This window comes from Oligoflexus sp. (assembly GCF_035638955.1).
Classification (GTDB): Bacteria; Bdellovibrionota_B; Oligoflexia; order Oligoflexales; family Oligoflexaceae; genus Oligoflexus.
The window spans coordinates 1-16684 of record NZ_DASQYZ010000485.1 but is presented as its reverse complement, the minus strand read 5'-3'; the positions used below and the strand labels follow the sequence as shown (position 1 = coordinate 16684).

The 16684-nt window shown below is 51.2% G+C and carries 11 protein-coding genes; 4 read left to right on the top strand and 7 right to left on the bottom strand.

Annotation, left to right across the window (positions count from 1 at the left end):
- Positions 1-434: hypothetical protein (locus VE954_RS39165; protein ID WP_324963452.1), on the bottom strand; the 434-nt coding region annotated here is incomplete at its 3' end.
- Positions 431-1147 (bottom strand): hypothetical protein, encoded by a 717-nt coding sequence (locus tag VE954_RS39160; protein ID WP_324963450.1) that lies wholly within the window; start codon positions 1145-1147, stop codon positions 431-433. The genes VE954_RS39160 and VE954_RS39165, both read right to left, overlap by 4 nt.
- Before the next feature lie 1226 nt (positions 1148-2373).
- Here VE954_RS39160 and VE954_RS39155 point away from each other — a divergent pair.
- Positions 2374-4485 carry a GmrSD restriction endonuclease domain-containing protein gene (locus VE954_RS39155; RefSeq protein WP_324963448.1) on the top strand — a complete coding sequence of 704 codons (2112 nt, stop codon included), beginning with the start codon at positions 2374-2376 and terminating at the stop codon, positions 4483-4485.
- 503 nt (positions 4486-4988) lie between these two features.
- Here VE954_RS39155 and mobF read toward each other — a convergent pair.
- The 5 genes from mobF to VE954_RS39130 all read right to left on the bottom strand — a co-directional run bounded on the left by mobF (position 4989) and on the right by VE954_RS39130 (position 12339).
- A complete protein-coding gene (mobF, locus tag VE954_RS39150) occupies positions 4989-7727 on the bottom strand; it encodes a MobF family relaxase (RefSeq protein WP_324963446.1) in 2739 nt (912 codons plus the stop codon).
- A gap of 15 nt (positions 7728-7742) precedes the next feature.
- Complete coding sequence (locus VE954_RS39145; protein ID WP_324963444.1) at positions 7743-9794, bottom strand: type IV secretory system conjugative DNA transfer family protein; 2052 nt, start codon at positions 9792-9794, stop codon at positions 7743-7745.
- Complete coding sequence (locus tag VE954_RS39140) at positions 9791-10072, bottom strand: hypothetical protein (protein ID WP_324963442.1); 282 nt, start codon at positions 10070-10072, stop codon at positions 9791-9793. The genes VE954_RS39145 and VE954_RS39140 overlap by 4 nt, the downstream gene beginning before the upstream one ends.
- Before the next feature lie 941 nt (positions 10073-11013).
- On the bottom strand, positions 11014-11922 hold the full coding sequence (locus VE954_RS39135) for an ArdC family protein (RefSeq protein ID WP_324963440.1): 909 nt from the start codon (positions 11920-11922) through the stop codon (positions 11014-11016).
- Between the two features lie 69 nt (positions 11923-11991).
- Positions 11992-12339: a single-stranded DNA-binding protein gene (locus VE954_RS39130; RefSeq protein ID WP_324963438.1), complete on the bottom strand. Its 348-nt coding sequence runs from the start codon at positions 12337-12339 to the stop codon at positions 11992-11994.
- An 846-nt stretch (positions 12340-13185) separates the two neighbouring features.
- On the opposite strand from VE954_RS39130, the gene VE954_RS39125 reads away from it, so the two are divergent.
- The 3 genes from VE954_RS39125 to VE954_RS39115 form a co-directional block, all read left to right on the top strand.
- A complete protein-coding gene (locus tag VE954_RS39125; protein ID WP_324963436.1) occupies positions 13186-13683 on the top strand; it encodes a hypothetical protein in 498 nt (165 codons plus the stop codon).
- Positions 13684-14224: 541 nt separating this feature from the next.
- Positions 14225-14698: a hypothetical protein gene (locus tag VE954_RS39120; RefSeq protein ID WP_324963434.1), complete on the top strand. Its 474-nt coding sequence runs from the start codon at positions 14225-14227 to the stop codon at positions 14696-14698.
- A 208-nt stretch (positions 14699-14906) separates the two neighbouring features.
- On the top strand, positions 14907-16684 hold a 1778-nt coding region (locus VE954_RS39115), incomplete at its 3' end, for a hypothetical protein (protein WP_324963432.1).

Here is a 16684-nt window from a genome sequence, read left to right as displayed (position 1 = left end):
TAAAGGAGTGCCACTCGCGCAAATTCCCGGTCCTTATCTTCAAAACGGACCAGTTTTGACGCCAGAAGGTCATGCACTTCGAGGCAGTAGGCGGTACATATCTCGTCGTTTAGGTTTTTGACCAGAAGCTTGACGCAGCGTTTTTCCCAGCCCGAGGGCAATACCGCAGCTTCGAGTATGGGGACACCGTGAACGTAGAAGCCGTGGGAAGCGTGGAAAGGTGAGCCATCACCAAGAGATCCGTCGATGTCATCGGCCTTCTGTGGCAAATTTTTTGGTGTGACATCGACTTCGATCGATGTACTCAGTGTGGATATTTGCGCCGCTTGCGAGAAGTTTCCAAGTATAGCTTGGCTTCCATAGATCCACAGTTCGGAATCGCCAGAGATTTCGCAAGATGCGCGAATCGCGTGCAGCAGCTGTTTGAAGTTCATGAGGTGACCCCCTCGCTTTTTAATGATTCCAGGGCTGATGTCTTTTCCTCTTCGGTCAGGAGGAGAGGGAAAGGGCTTGACTGCCTTCGTCGCACTGCTACGTCAGAGGTTCCAACCAAAACCTGCGTGATGCGTTTCAGTGAGCCTTTTTCCAAAAGACGTTTCCACTGGAGCAGTTCGTTTTTAGACGATTCGGATGCCGTTGCCAATTGGGATTCGATCAATTCAAGAGCAGCTGGTAGGAGGGATGGATCACGCTCCAGCTTTTTCGCTGCGGCTATGGAAATCGCTCTTGAAGCGTCCGATTGGGCCTGTCTTGTCCTTGAGTGGCCAGCTTTTTTTGTTGTCTTCGGCTGGAGCAAGGGATGTGGTATTCCAAGTATGAGTTCCAAGGCCGGTAATTTTGAGGCTTCGTTACTTTCAAACGCTTCGATATCTGCACGGGTGATACCGCGAACATAAATAGACAGATCAAAGAGGTTTTCGATCTGAGAGATCTCTGCTAGCGTGCTTTGTACTATGTTGGAAATTTTTTCTGGAGTGCCCAATACAAGAACTTCAATCGTGTCCTTAGGCGAAAAGTTCTCATCGAAACAAGAGTTCTCGATCCAAACGGAAACGGGCTGATCTTGGAACACTATTTTTAATGCCTCCTTGAGACGCAGCGGGAACGCTTGCTCAAGTTTATAGAGCTGTTTCAGGCCTTCGGCCAATGGGTGCTCGGAACGCAGCTGAAAGAGCTTTTGCGAAGTGCTTATACGGGTTATGACACCAGTTTCTTCCAAAGCATTGAGCGCATGGCGAACTCCATTCATCGATAGTTGGGTTTTTTGAACCAGCTCGGTCGCCGAAAAAGATTGTGAGGGATAGAGACAGAACGTTCGAAGTACGCGTATGGAAGCTTCACCGCCTCCCAGGATATGGCTCAGGGGATTTGTGAGGAAACTTTGCGCTTTCGTTATCGGCCTCATAGGGTTACGGTTCCTTTTATCGAGTCATTCTGGCAATATTCATTTCGGCATTATAACGCAAAAAATGAGTTATAAAGAAATAATTACCTTATAGAGTATTTTATGCTTTATAAAGTAAAAGTTTTGACCACTAAGGACACGAAGCTTGAAATGGTCAAATAATTAAGTAATTATAGATACTTCTAGTGGAGCTTCCAATGCATTCACAAGCCTCCCGCGTGAGGCGTATATGGAATTGGGCGGATAGGACAACGTGTAAGGATTTAATCCAAGTCCTACCAGATCATCATCTAGGAAAGCTTGGCAGCTGGGTTGTTGAGCAGCATGCAACCGAGGCCCAGTGCAGTTTGCCGAAAATTGACCTTTGCCCAGCAAGGGTTTTGACGCCTCGATCTGAGACGGGTTCATGGCCAGTCTGTCACTTTCGTTTTCAAAACCCGCAACAGTTCGAGGGCGAATCCACGGAATGCTTACCCATCAGTGGGTCCAGGTCGATCAGGTAGGTTTTGGCAGTTTTCCTTACCACTGTCCGAATAGGCATCAATCCCCAAAGCAAGCTCTTGAAATCCCACCCTGGGCTGGTGAAGTTCCTGTCTTAAAGTATCAATTTTTTCCAACCTCTGGGTTTGTCATGCTTTGGTTATGAAGTGACTTGACTTTTTCAAAATATTGCTTCTCGAATCTGATTTTCTGCCGTCAAAGCTTTCTGCCACGGATTTGCTCGTAAGGATGCGGACCGCTACCATGATAACATAGCGTCAAATGATTTAATCGTGAGATCAACGCAGCCAGGGCGCGTAGAAAAGTGCCAAGCAGGCCATCTCTGTCACCAGAAAAGAGAGAGGCGGCATTTGCACTGATAGAAGCCGAAATTTCCCACTCGCTTGGGATCGGAAGGCCCACGATTTGCTGAAGTCGTCTTTGACAATCACTGAAGTCCTTTTGAGAACTGACATTGGAGCGACCCTATGAAAGCTACCGAAGCAAGGCTTCTCGATTTTTTGAAAAAATCTCCTCAATTTGTCATTCCAATTTATCAGCGGACCTATTCATGGACTGAGAAAGAATGTCGGCAGCTTTGGGATGACATCGTACGCTGTGGTAGCAACGAAAAAGTGATCGTCCACTTCATAGGCTCCATTGTTTATGTAGAGAGCGGACTATCGCAGGTAACGCATCAAGCACCCCTGTTGGTTATTGACGGACAGCAACGCCTCACCACTGTTTCGCTAGTGCTGTCAGCGTTGGCGGACGCTGTAGGTGATGCTGAGCCATTTGATGGTTTTTCACAGCGAAAGATCAGAAACTACTTCCTCTTAAATCCCGAAGAATCAGGTGATCGTCATTATAAGCTTTTGCTATCGCAGACAGACAAAGCCTCGCTGATGGCCGTCTTAGGCAACACGGAACAACCTAAAGAGCCATCTCTTCGCGTTACAGAAAACTATGCCCTATTTAAGCAATGGATCGACGAGGCCAAGAGTGATCTCGCCACGATCTGCAAGGGATTGGCAAAGCTGGTAGTTGTCGATATCGCACTCACTCGCGATCAAGATAACCCACAGCTAATTTTCGAAAGCATGAATTCAACTGGCAAGGAACTAAGCCAGGCTGATCTGATTCGAAACTTTATCTTGATGGGCATTGAACCAAAGCTTCAGACGCACCTATACGAAAAGTTTTGGCGACCTATGGAAGTGGACTTTGGTCAAGAGGCTTACAGAACCCACTTTGACAGTTTTATGCGATATTACCTCACGGTGAAGACAGGCGAGATTCCGAATGTCAGTGCAGTCTATGAAGCTTTCAAAGCCCATTCACATTTATCAAGAGATAGTAACATTGAGGACGATGTACATGTTGAGGCATTGGTCCGCGACATTCGGAACTATGCACGATATTTTTGTGCCATGGCATTGGGTACTGAAACTGAACCAGAGTTGAAACGTGCTTTTCACGACCTGCGCGAGTTGAAGGTCGATGTAGCGTATCCATTCTTGCTGGAGCTGTATCATGACTACACTACTAGCCTCCTTTCAAAGATCGACTTTGTAAGTATCGTGCGCTTGGTGGAAGCCTACGTGTTTCGCCGGGCCATCTGTGCGATCCCGACTAATTCAATGAACAAAACTTTCGCGACATTCACCAAGGCGGTCAAGAAGGATCGCTATCTTGAGAGCATCCAAGCTCAATTTTTGTTGTTACCTTCATATCGGCGCTTTCCAAGCAATGACGAGTTTCAACGCGATATTCAGACTCGTGATCTGTATAAGTTTCGCAGTCGTAGCTACTGGTTGAGGCGGCTTGAGAATCAAGGACGTAAGGAGCTTGTTCCAGTAACCGAATACACTATCGAACACATTATGCCGCAGAACGAACAACTCAATACCGCGTGGCAAGCTGCACTTGGCCCTGAATGGCCTCGGGTGCAGCAGACATGGCTACATACTTTGGGAAACCTTACGCTGACAGGTTACAACTCCGAATACAGCGATCGTTCATTTGCAGAAAAACGCGACATGAAAGGCGGCTTCAAAGAGAGCCCGTTGAAACTTAATACCGGACTCGGCCAGCTCGAAGAATGGAATGAAGAAAGTATAAAGACACGCGCAGCAAGGCTCGCGACCCTCGCCGTCCAAGTCTGGCCTGGGCCACAGCTTGATGCCGCTATACTTGCTGCGTATCAACCACGGCAGGTTTCCGGCGAAACCTATTCCATCCAAGACCACCCGAATCTTCTGAATCCAGGACTTCGTCCTGTTTTTGAGGCATTTCGCAAAGCTGTCCTCGCGCTTGACCCTTGTGTGACCGAGGAGTTCTTGAAACTTTACGTGACTTATAAGGCCGAGACGAACTTTGTAGACATTGTGCCGCAGTCAAAACGATTGCGACTTGCCCTGAACATGCCCTTCGCTGAAATAAATGACCCCAAAGGTTTGTGTAAAGATGTCACAGGAATCGGTCGATGGGGCAATGGGGATGTGGAAGTCGGCCTAGCAACGCTAGATGAATTGCCCTACGTTATCGGACTCATTCGCCAATCGCTCGAATTGCAACTTGGGAATGGAGGCGAGACCTGAACGAAGCTGAAACAAGGGCAGAACTGCTCGTCCATCTTGAGCCGGATTTGCGGCAGCACCTGCAGCCGCTCGCGGAGCCCATCGAGCACAGGGCGCGTGGAAAAGTGTCTGTGGACAACCATCCTTGTCCCCAGTGGCGGGTTTCGCGCTGATTGAAGTCGGAATTTCCGCTGCAAAGGCAGCAAAACAGATTGGATTGCAAAGTCAACTCATTACATGTCAATCAATCTTCCCATGCGACGCCCCTCCTTTCCATAATGAAGAGGACTTTGGCAATTCAGTGAAATCGACTTTGGCAAACGACAGATGTGCTTCGTCACCACAAAAGCTGTTTATGCAGGTCTTAGGCTAAAAGGTAATCGGGCCAAAAGTGTTGAGTCCGAGGGGGAGAAGGCCCGGGCTTTTGCTGGAAAAATTTGGAAAATTGAAAGAACCACGCAAATCCCACTTGAATGGTGAAAAGTGTCTATCTTTCTAACTGCCTCGTGCCAACAGGCAACAAGCTAAACTTCGATTTCCAGTTCCGCAGACGCTCCTTTGATTGCTGAGGAATCTTTGCTGTTCCTTGACGTTGCATTGTCAGCGGTCGTCTCACGATCAAGCCGCTCTTCCCTAGTCTCGGAATGTCTGACCCGGTCAAGACTCTGGGTTAGTCTATCGGTCAGGCTGGCAAAAATTCCTTTCTCAGTTTCGAAATTCTGGAGTTCAAGATCCTTGCGGTACCTGAGGGTCGTATCTTTTTCAGACGATCGGCAGAGGCGGGCGAGAAGCCGGTCCTTGTACTCCTGGTCGAGGATTTTTTCGCGATCCTTCGGGCTGAGTTTTCTGAGTTCCTGCCTTTTCTCATAGCTGATCCGCCCCAAGGATGCCTGGTCGCTATAGAGCATGTTGCCTTCCCGGCCGCGGGTCAGGGATACGTATACTTTCTCTTTATCCATGAATGGACCGTCCGCATAGACAAACGAGCGATCGACGGTCGATGCCTGGGATTTATGGGAGGTGATCGCATAGCCATGGGAGACGGACTGGAAGTTATTTAGGTCAAAATGGACTTCCTTTTGATCACTGCGGAGTGCTGTAATCCTGGTTCCATTTATGCGTGATACGGTGGCAAGGTCAGAATTATAGATGCCTGCTGGCTTTAGATTCGCGGTGAAAATGATTTGATCCCCTACGGCAAGATCAAGCGATCGCCCGTCTTTTAAAATGTACTCTTTGGAATCCTTAAGGCTGCCTAATTCCTTATGTTCTGCCCGGACCATCCGGTTTATGCGCTCCACAGATTCGTTCCGGGACGCGATGATGAGGCTGTTTTTTCCAGGATTCGTCGTCTGGTAGGCCATCGCATCTGCGACTACCCTCTTTATTGTGCTCTCGCTGTCGGCGCCTATGTAGAGCCGGCCTTTGGCTGAAAGATAGGAAAGCGTTTCTTCAAAATCCTGGAGTTTGGTTCCATTGCGGAGTCGAAGATAGGCTTCTGCCTCCTCCTTGTCCGTCTGCCTGATGACCTGTCTTAGCTCCGAGCGGCCGAACCGCCGATGCATCTCGCCGAACATCTGGCCAGCTTCAATCGGTTGGATCTGTTTCGCATCGCCGAGCAGAATGACTTTGGCGCCCGCCACCTGGGCTTTTTGCATGAGTCTGTCGAATCTACGGGAGCCGGCCATGCCTGCCTCATCTATGATTAGAACGTCCTTTCTCGTCAAGAGCTCTGTACCTTCCTGCAAGCGGAAGAGAAAGGATTCGATGGAATTTGCAGGCATGTTCCCGGTCGAGCGGGAGAGCTCCCGCGCCGCCTTGTTTGTCGGAGAAAGGCCCTGGACGTGGTACGAATTCTCCTCAAAAACCTGACGAACAGCGGCCATGGTAAAGCTCTTTCCGGCGCCTGCGACCCCCTGAATCAGGGTAACACCCGATCTACTCCCGGTAGCGGCATCAAGGGCAACCCGTTGCTCGGGTGCCATGGTCGGAAAATGCTTTTTGACGATTTTGTCGACGTCCTTTTGCGGGATCATATGGAATCCTTCGTCTGCGCGGGCGCGGATAACGTCATGCACCCGCTTTTCGATCGCCATCATGGAGCGGGTGGAATATTTGTCCCGGCCAGATGGATCGGACAGCAGGGTTTTCATCTCTGACGAGGCATGGGCCTGATGTATTGATCCCTTGATGTCCTCATAGGACCCCTTGCCGATGAAAGCCTCGGCGATCTCCGAATGTAGGTGGACCTTTTCGAAAACGGATCGTGATTCGGTGACTTTTTGCATCGCGTCCAGGGAAACCTGTTGTAAGGTTCGCTGCGGCGTAGCCTCCCTTGAAGGCAGGGTCTGCGCGCTTTGAATCCCGCCAATGGAGTCGCGGGTAAATCCCGCTTCAGCGTTTTCCAGCGCCCATCTCTGAAAGTCACGAGCGGCCTCGGCATGATGATGGCTAGACTTTGATTTCCGGGTTTTCAGGACGATGCTTTCCTTAAGTTCGCGCGACGCAGAATCCCTAGTCAAGCCCTGCGATGCAAGTTCATCATCGACTGCACGAGAGCGGGTGGACTGAAGGGCCTTGACCTTTTCCGGGACACCGGTGATGGAAAATGAGTCCGCTGTCCGCTCGACCTTAAAGCCCAATAGCCGGATGCTGTGGGCGAGGCTTGCCTTATAAACAGCTGATATCGCCCGCTGATCCTTGTATATATGGCGGGAGTCCAGCGTTCGCCAGATTCCATCTTCTCCATAGGCAACATTGGTAACGATTGCGTGGGTGTGAAGTTGGGGTTCCTTTTCGCGATTCGACGAATGCTGGAAGAGCCCGGCGACGATTTCGGAAGCGATCGATTCCTTGCCGCCGGCACCTGTCCGGCTTCGCGCAGAATGATTTTGGAGTTGATCAAGGGCGTCCTGAACTGCCCGATCCTGGGCAGCCTCGATCTTCGCTCGCAGCGCGTCGTCCGCTGATGACCAGATGATGCTGACATCCTTGGGCGCTGAAAAAGTTAGGTCCCATCCTGGGGTATGGCGATGCTCGTTTTTGTCCTTGTCCCAGCCTTTCTTGACCAGGGGTTGCCCTTCCGCGTCGTTGCCGGATAGCAGTGATCTGAGGTCTGCTTCCGTAACAGCTTTGCCGTCAAGCGCGAGACGGTGGGCGCCTTTTCCTGCCCATCGGCCCTCTGCCTCGCCCTGTGCCAGGGCATAGGCAGCATAGTATTTAACAGCTGATTCGCTGCTTGTAATGAGGTTAGGCCGCATCATGGCAGTGACTGTCCATCATCCAGGATCGGCGAGTTCGGATAGAATACCGACCACTGGTTTCGAAGATGAGGTTACCCGGGCTGCGGCTGTGGCATCGCGCTGATTTTCAGCGTTGCCTGGATTGAGGGTCGGGACCTGCGGCTCATCACTGATTGGAAGTTCGACGACTTCCACAACTGCCAGCCGCGTCCAATCCCTATCCTTATCGCTGAGCCAAGCGGCATCGACCTTGGCTGGATATTTATCAGCTACGTATGGCGTGATATAGCGTAGCCGGACTGGGTTCCAGCCTTGATGGACGAGCCAGAACATGGAGCCGTTGTAGGAAGTCGGGATGGGGATGGCGCCAAATTCCCCTGGCGCTATGGCTGGTTCGTAGCGGTTTTCAATCGAATGTGAAGAGCCGGCTTTCCCTGGATGAGGGTTTTGTTTCCGCACTTGAATATGATTCTTTGAGAGCAGTCCAGCAGCGAAGTTTTGCATTCCCTCGCTCCCCAAGTGGCCTATGAGCTTGAATCCTATGAGATTTAAAAGGGCCTCGCGAGCGCCGTCACTCTTGTAGAGTTCGTCGAAGCGTCCAAGATCCTGTGTTCCGAGTAGAAGGCGCAGTCCCTTGGATCGTCCAGCGCGAGGACCCTCCATGAGTTTGGGTATATAGGGCAGTTGCTGGGCTTCATCGATGCAAAGCACCAGGCGGAAATCCTTTAGGCGACCTTTGTTATCAGGCCGGCTCAGGACAATGAGAATAGCCTGGTTAAGGAAGTTCGAAACCCACGGCCCTATTGTCTCCTGGTAGGCTGGATCATAGGTGATGACGATTGTTTTCTTAGCCGCAAGCGGGTCGTTTATCCAGCTTGAAAGGGATAAAAGTTTGTCGGGTCTTGACCGGTCACCCCAGGCACGGGCAAGCGGTTCCATACGAACCATGGCTCGGCGGATAGTACCTTTAATGGCTTCGAATTGCCGAGAATTACCGGTGAAGTTGGCGATGAAACTCGATTCTTTTCTGTATTTTTTGACCGCTTCGATCAGGAGGTCGAGATCCTGTGACTGGTTATAAAATTCCCGAAATCCCCAGTCATTGCGCCTTTCGACTTGAAGTTTGATGATGATGGCACAAAGCATATCTTTGGCCCAGTCCTCAAAGACAGCATCTCTGCCGCCGTCACCCTTTTGCACGATCATAGCAGCAAATTCCCAAGCACGGGCCTCGGTATCGATGTCCCGCGCTACGTCCCAGATTACTGACCTTGCGTCCAGTGGGGAGGCGATCATAACATCATCGTCCTCACCGATCTTCTGGGTAAAGTCGCGCTTGTAATCGAAGATTATGACCTTGTCCCCACGCCGCCTGAACTGAGGCAGAAAATGGGTCATGATCGTATAGGTTTTGCCAGAGTTTGGTGCCCCGATGGCGATAAAGCCACGGTTTTCATAAGCGAGCGGGATTCGAAGGAGGGGGTGGATGAAGATGCCGTTTGCCCGCAGCATGATGAAGCGGAGTCTGGCAATCAGTAACCCTTCGAACTGATCCTTGATGGCTGCTGTTCCGGAAAGAACTTTCTCCTGGATATGGGAAGCCCGGCTCCATGCGAGGAGCTGGATGACTATTATCGGCAAGATAATGAGACCATGGGTTGCATAGGCGGTAAGGACGGCGAAAATGGTTTCGATTGAGGCACGAATTCGGGCTGAATTCATAAAAAAGCGGATGGCAACGGATCTTGATATCTCGTAGACAGTGAAACCGATTGCGAGATTCAGAAGTACGGGTATTTGAAGATCCTTCCGACCAAGGATTACGGCAATCCAGTGAAACCATACGGTGAGAAAGTTCCCGATTTTTGCGAAGCCGGGTCTGTGAGATGCGAATAAAACCTCGTGCAAAACATCTGCAGTTACGTCTGAAAAGTGAGCGTAGTTTGCATAGATCAATGGCAGAAGGAGCACCAGCAATCCGGTCTTCAGATACCTACCCATGGGGCTGATCAGTAGAAGGCCGATCAGCAGCAAGCCGCATAGCAGCGAGACTTCCGGGGCGTAACTGAAGAACCGATCAAATGTCATGTCTTTTTCCTTATCGTATCGCTTATTTCGCTGAGATAGTTGTTGATCTGCTCAAACGGCCTCTGCACGTCTGTGAGGAACTGGGTCATCATTCTGCGCGTTTCATCGTGTGTTCGGTCAGCTCTGAGATTCACAATCTCAAGCTGTATTGCGACTGCGTTCGCTTCCTTCACAAGTCTCCCGATGCAGGCGCCGTCTGATTCATTTTCCTTCTTCCGTTTCTTCAGAATGTCTTCAACTTCCGCATCAATCGTGACGCTTATACGACGGTGTGCCATGTAAGACTAGCCTCCCTGACCAATGAGCGTTTTCACTCAAATGATTGTTATTGATATCGGTATATTACGCCTTGAACTGCACCACATTCAAGCGGATGCTTGATCAAATTTGCGCAGTTGGTGCAAAACCGCTCACATATTTTATAATTATATCAATGAAGTATCTCCAATAGTGGTGCGATTTCGGTGATCACTTGAGTGCATCTGGTGTGGAAGTGGACCGGACCAAGGAATGCGTTAGCATGACGTGGGAGGACCGCATATCAGCAGGAGCGAGTCGCTTGCCGGCTCGCGTAAAGCAAACTGTTTGAAATCTCTGTCGGCGCGTCGCCTCTGGCGATGGGCTAGAGGTAATTTCGGGTGGCCCTTATTGGATCGAGAACCTTGTGGATCGTGCGAGCGAAGTACCCGGTTGCAAGTCAGAGGATTTTCGAGGAACCGGGGAAGCGGGGAAACGCTGCTCCTGGACGCAATCTCAGGGACCTGGTAGGGGAAAGGACTGGAAGCCAGAGGGGCGGTGCCCAATCCGTAGGTGGCAGACCGTGGCGAGCTGAATTCTGAGGCCAGAGCCAGGGATAAGCCGGAAGGCAGCGACAGGACGCAACCAACGCCGAAGCGCTTGGTATCCCGAGGACCAGACTCCCGCGGGCGGTAGCCCATCGTTTGGTGTGGGGCCGGAGCAATCAGTTTTTGCGGTCGGAGTCAGGAGGAAGTGGGAAGCGGCAAGGTCCAATCATGTTGCTCGGTAGTTACTGCATGCTGTTAAAATTAGATGCCCAAAGAAGGACACCGGGTTGTGCTGGAACTGAAGTCCGGGGCGCCCAAGGCCGACTTTTAATTTTGGTTCTGCTTGTTGAAATGGGAAAAGGTTATTGGCATCTGATATTGATAAATTGGGTTGGTCGCCACCCCGGAAATGGGAAGCGACCGGAACTAAAAACTCACTCGGAGATTTCTTTGGGTTCAGGCGTAGTGCCTATCAAAAACTCGACGGCGCGTTGCGCGGCGTTTGCAGACTGCACAAGCCAATGCGGATTCTCTCGCAGGACTTTGAGCCAGTGGTGGATGTATGCAGCTGAGCTATGAAGTGTTTGGGATATAATGCCAGCTTCGGATGACAGGAAGCAGGAGCCGAGTTCGGCGATCAGTTCTTCCTTACTGTAGTCGTGGGTGCCATATCCATGTCCTTCGGTGATCGACTTGCGGGCTAGGCGCGATTTATGGCCAGTGGCGTGGATGAATTCGTGGAAAAGCGTTGCATAGTAAGCCTCACGCTCGCGGAATTCAGATAAAGAGGGAATATTGATTTTGTCGAGGATCGGCGTGTAGAAAGCTTGGTCGGGTATCTCGTGGCTAATCCTTGGCTTGTCGCGGAAGGAGGCTATCAGGGACTCCGCGCGAGCGATCGGATCATGTTGATACTCAGGCTCGTCTGGAGCATTGAGCGGGGTATAAGTGATTCCTTCACATTGGCAGGCATTGAAAACGACCGAATACTTTGCGAATGGTATCGCGCGGGAAAGTTCATCAGAACCTTCAGAAGATTCGCGAGCCAGCATCGAGAAAAATATGATTGGAATTCCCTTTTCACCACGCCGCACATTGCCGCCAGCCATAGCAGCCTGTTTGAAGGTGAGCCAATCGTTGGAGTCATATCCAGCGATGTCGGTGAAAAGTGCGGTTGTAAAAGCATTGATGCCACGGTAGGGCCTTTGCGAGAGATGGTTTCGGCCGACAAGCATTTTGCGGCCACGGCGCCAGGGCCGATGCCAAGGGAGATCGTTGGTCTCCTCTATGACCTGAATGATGCGATCGGTAACGGCGAGGTATGCCTTCGAGACATTGGCCATGATAATTTCCTGAGTTTGTTGGTTTGATTGGTGGAAGGGAGCCGAGGAGGACTCGGCTCCCATCGCAGGTCAGACAGCAGCGGAAGCCATGGCCTTCGGCTGAAAGTCGATGACCAGAAATTCTGTGACATATCGCTTTTCGCCACCGGTCTCGTAGCGGCGGGTCTGGACTTTGGTAGTGACCTCGATCGGCTCGCCTTTCGAGAAAAAGGTCGAGACTGCTTCGGCTTGTTCGCCCCAAAACACGATCTGAGGATAATCAGTTCGATCGTAGGGTTCGCCGTCCTTGGTGAATGCCTGGGATTTGACCGCGATGCTGATCGCAAGGTTTACATTCCCATTCTCAAAGCGTTTGAAACAATCGGCAGGGGATTTGGTCAGACGGCCTTGGAAGCGACAGATGTTTTGGTTGTTCATGATGATTCTCCTTTGGTAACACTAAATTTTTTGAGGGCCATTCCCTCGTCACGCGAAACGAATCGCTTACCGTGGCTGCGCGTTCAAAGGCGCAGGCGGGTGATCCCGCAGGACATCGGCGCCTTTTTTTCACCCGGTTTAGCTAAACCGGGCGCGAAGCGGGACCTGAAGGGGGCGGAAAAAAAGCGTCGGTGGCAGAGGACAGCACTTGAACGATCGAGCAGTCCGGTATGCGAGAAGAGAGTGGGAAGAAGGGAAGGCCGCCAAGGAAATCGCAGAGTGTTACCAAAGGAGGTTCGCCTTGAACAAACCGATGGGACAGCGCTGGCAGGGCCGTGTGAATAAGGAAGCCAGATGGCTGCCGTGAAAATGCGAGAGCGGTATCGAAGAACGGGGATGATCGCGCGGGCAAAATTCCAGGTATTCACCCAAATTGGCGATAACGTGAGGCCGAGTTTCCAAGGGGAACCGGGCAGGGACAGTGGAAAGAGCTGTTGAAGGCTTCGGAAGGCCTGAGAGCGATGAGCCCGCAGATGCCCGCTGTAGGAACGGATGGTGGCAGAGCGCGAACGGCTCTATGCAGAGTCGGCAAGTAGCCGAAAGGATGTCGCTGGACCCTTCGCTGGGACAGAGAGCAGGCTAAGAGGTGAACAAGCCTGAACCTGCAGAATATGAACCGTATAGCCAGGGAAGCACCGCAAGCGCTTAGGACGGGACGTTCGGAAAGGAATCCTGGTGCAACGGTGGTAAAGTCTCCAACGCTGAGAACGATTTCAAAGTCGCCATCTGTAACGAGGATTGCGGGTTCTTAGCGGGGACTGGTATGACGGCCCGGACAGTCGGCGCATGCCCGCTGCCCGAGGCGAAAAATCAGTTAACTTCGAAAAAAAGGACGAAGAGATGCCCCCTAGGATTCCCCAGATCAGTTCGATAAAGAGCCGCCAGATTTTTATGAGCCAGCAGCTGCAGGAGAATCTTGACCTTTACGCGAAGTATCTGTCAGGCAAAGTCGGTTCTGAATACGAATCGGATGACATTCTTTCCCATCTTCTACTCGACGAGAAGAAGCTTTCGGAGCTACAGCCCAAAGTCACTGGTAACCAGAGCAAGGCCAGCTTTCGATTGGCTGCCAGGGCTTGGCAAAATTTGGATATGGCAGTGGAGCGTACGGGATTGAAGATCGAAAGCGTAATTGAAGAGGTCAGCCTCGGCCTTTTCAAGGATCGGGACTTTATGGCTTTCAAAGCCAGCCTACATGCAGAATCGCAACCGCCAAAGCCCGCGGCAAAAAAATCCAAAAAAGCAGCAGCCGGATCCGTTGCGGTCAACGAGGTTTCCGAGTGAGCAGCTACCCCGTGGCCGGCCCCACAATTGTGCGGTCGGTGTCGGCTTGCTCCCGGCTTTAGCGGTAATTACCCTAAAATTGAAAGTGTGACTGAATCTTCGGAAGCAATGACTATTGAGCAAAGAGTTGCCTCACATAATGCATTAGAGAATCGAATGGGAGTGGCTCCCATCTGGCTAAGAAAAGGCACTGAACTCTATATGGCCTGTCAAGGACAACACTTCATTCCCAAGACATATGGGCTGCCGAAGGAATTCTCAGTCGAGCTTCATCACGATCAACCCCTTCCAGCTATCGCGCGTGTTTCACATGAGTGGTTCATAGGCCCATTGATCTAGCGTTGCTGGGTCCTTTTGAACCTCTTCTTGCTGTCCTTTGAAACACTGCTGTATGGCAGCGCTCACAATTATATTCCGCTAGCCAATGAAATCCTGATCAAGGTGATACACCTGAACTATATATAATGGCACAGTAAAAAATACGTCCAATGGCTCTTGAGTCTCGATATCAACACTAAACCCCAAATATTCAGGATATTAGATGAGAAGGATACTCCTTAAGAAAGATGGACCATCGCTCCTCAACCAGCTGGCAGCGGAATACAAAGCATTTAAGGGCCAGAATCCAAGGAAGACAGCGAGAATCCCGACCACCCTCAAACAGTTGGCAAAGGATGTTCATGGGGGAGGAACTGCTCCCGAGGAGATGGCAAAAGCTCTTGGACTTTCCCGGCAGGGGATGCTGCGGTGGCTTGAGCCGGCAGCTGCCGATGGACGGAAGCCTGTCCGGCAAAGAAAAGCCAGGACGACCCCACTCCCAGCGGTGGCTCATGCGACGCGTGAAGCGTCACCCGCGTCGAATTCCGTTGAGCCGAGCCTGAAGCCGCTCTCGATCCGAAGTCCGGCAGAAGCTCCACCTGCGGATGACTCAAAATGGGTGCGGATTCGTATTGATGGGCGTGAAATTGAAGTCGCGAGAACTGACTTCTGGGACCTCCTTCAAAGCAGAGTCTAATAATCTTCCACTCCGTCTTCTGGCTAAAGGAAGCGTCAGTGGCCAAAGATTACTAGGGCCATGCTTGCGCCCCATTGCCTCGCAGCACTGAGCAGGTTCTCCAGTGGCGGACACATTTGAATGGGCTCAATATATTTCGCAATAAATTGTTGAAAGATTTGTCCATTTTCGAAAGCAAGAGTGGGACCAGAATAAGGATGGGCGATAAATGCGATTTTCCACGACATTATTGATAATGTTTACTGCGGCGGCCTGTGGCTGCGGCTCCAAGTCGGGTCGAAATACCCCTGAGACCCCAATCACCCCGCAGATTCAACAGCCTGCCAATCCCGACTCCAGCGGACCTGTGACGCCGGTGGCTTCGGATACGACGCCGCCGAGAGTTGTTGGAATTCGTCAGGAAGGCCTGGAAAAAATAGTCGTTGAGTTTTCCGAACCTATCAAACGAATTGACTACCTGTCCAAGGGGCAGGCTTTTGCCGGGGAAAGCTGGAGTGAGGACAGAAAAAGTCTGTCGGTGCCGTTTGACATTAAAAAGATCCGCAGTGGGACACTTGCCACACTCACGATCAGCGGCATTATCGACGACGCCAATAACCGGGAAAATCAGATACAGACGATTCCCGTCGACCACATTCCTCCGATCATTGAAGGTATCAAGGTCATCGATTCCCGGAATGTGCTCGTCACTTTCAACGAGCAGGTAAAATTCAACGATCAATCCAGTTTTCTTGTGGACGGCAGATTCACAGGAACCGTTGTGAGTGCCGCTCTTCCAGCTCAACAGGCTATAATTCGGTTTTCTGATGTCGACCTTTCCTCGCCTGACAGTCACCTTCTTACAGTATTGCAGTTGGCTGACAGGTATGGAAACCATGCAGACAAGCGCAGCCGAGGCTTTGCCCAAAGCGCAGACAAGGAATCGCCGCGTATCATTTCGATTACGCAGATCCCATCAAAGCATAACGGAAGAATGGCGCTTCTTGGTTTTGAGTTGGAGTTTTCCGAGTATGTGGTTGATTCACGTGATTCTGACGGCGGCGTGGCCGGTGAGCTGGAAGGCCTGCTCGACAGCCTGAAAAGTTTCACGATAAATGGGAAAGAGGCCATTAATATCCTCGGACAGTGGATCCCTCGTGCTGACCACCGCGGCGGCACTCTATATTGGCCTTCCTTGTCCATCGAAACGAGCTTTGAAAATAAAAAGGAAAATACAATAGGCCTCACGTTAACTGATGCAGTGGGTAACAGCCAGCTCGCGAGCGCGCCTGTGGTCGTCGACAGTGAGGCGCCGTCGGTCCAGGGAAATCCCTACGCCAATGAGCAATGCGAGATGTCCGGAGTGCGTGGCTTCCGCTGCCGGATCAGTGAGGCTGATGTGGAAACGGCTGTTCTAGCGCCTGAGTCCGCCTGGCCAACGAGTGATTACGCCGTGAGTACCAGTTCTGAAACTGCCAATGGCAAGGAGCAGCACTGGCTTAACTTCAAATTTCAAAAGGATGTTCCGGAGACGGCAATCGACGATATCCTGATTACGGACAGGATTGGCAATACCAACAAGGACCTCCTCCCGAATACCATTTCGTACGATCCAACTTCGGCACGTCCAGAGATAGTCAAGGCCACCGCCTTTAACAACAGCATTCTCGAATTGGAGTTTTCCGCTGACGTCGGATCCATCGAGGCAGTCCTTGTGGATGGGCGTCCAAAAGAATTTGAAATGACGTTTGTTGATAATTTCCAAGCGAAGTATAAACCAGCCAACGTCGTTGTGCATTTCTCTGCTCCCATATCCGACGGAATCCACAAGGTTGAAATCAAGGGAGCTTCGCGCATCAGAAACAAGGCCGCGCGCACTGAGTCTCTTGTCCTGGATGATCTCGATAACCGGGCCGTGGACATCCTGCAATCGAGCATTACCCAGGATCCCGACCTTTGGCGTACGACAGATCTACGATTTGAGGTGACAAGGCCTTTTACCAGCAC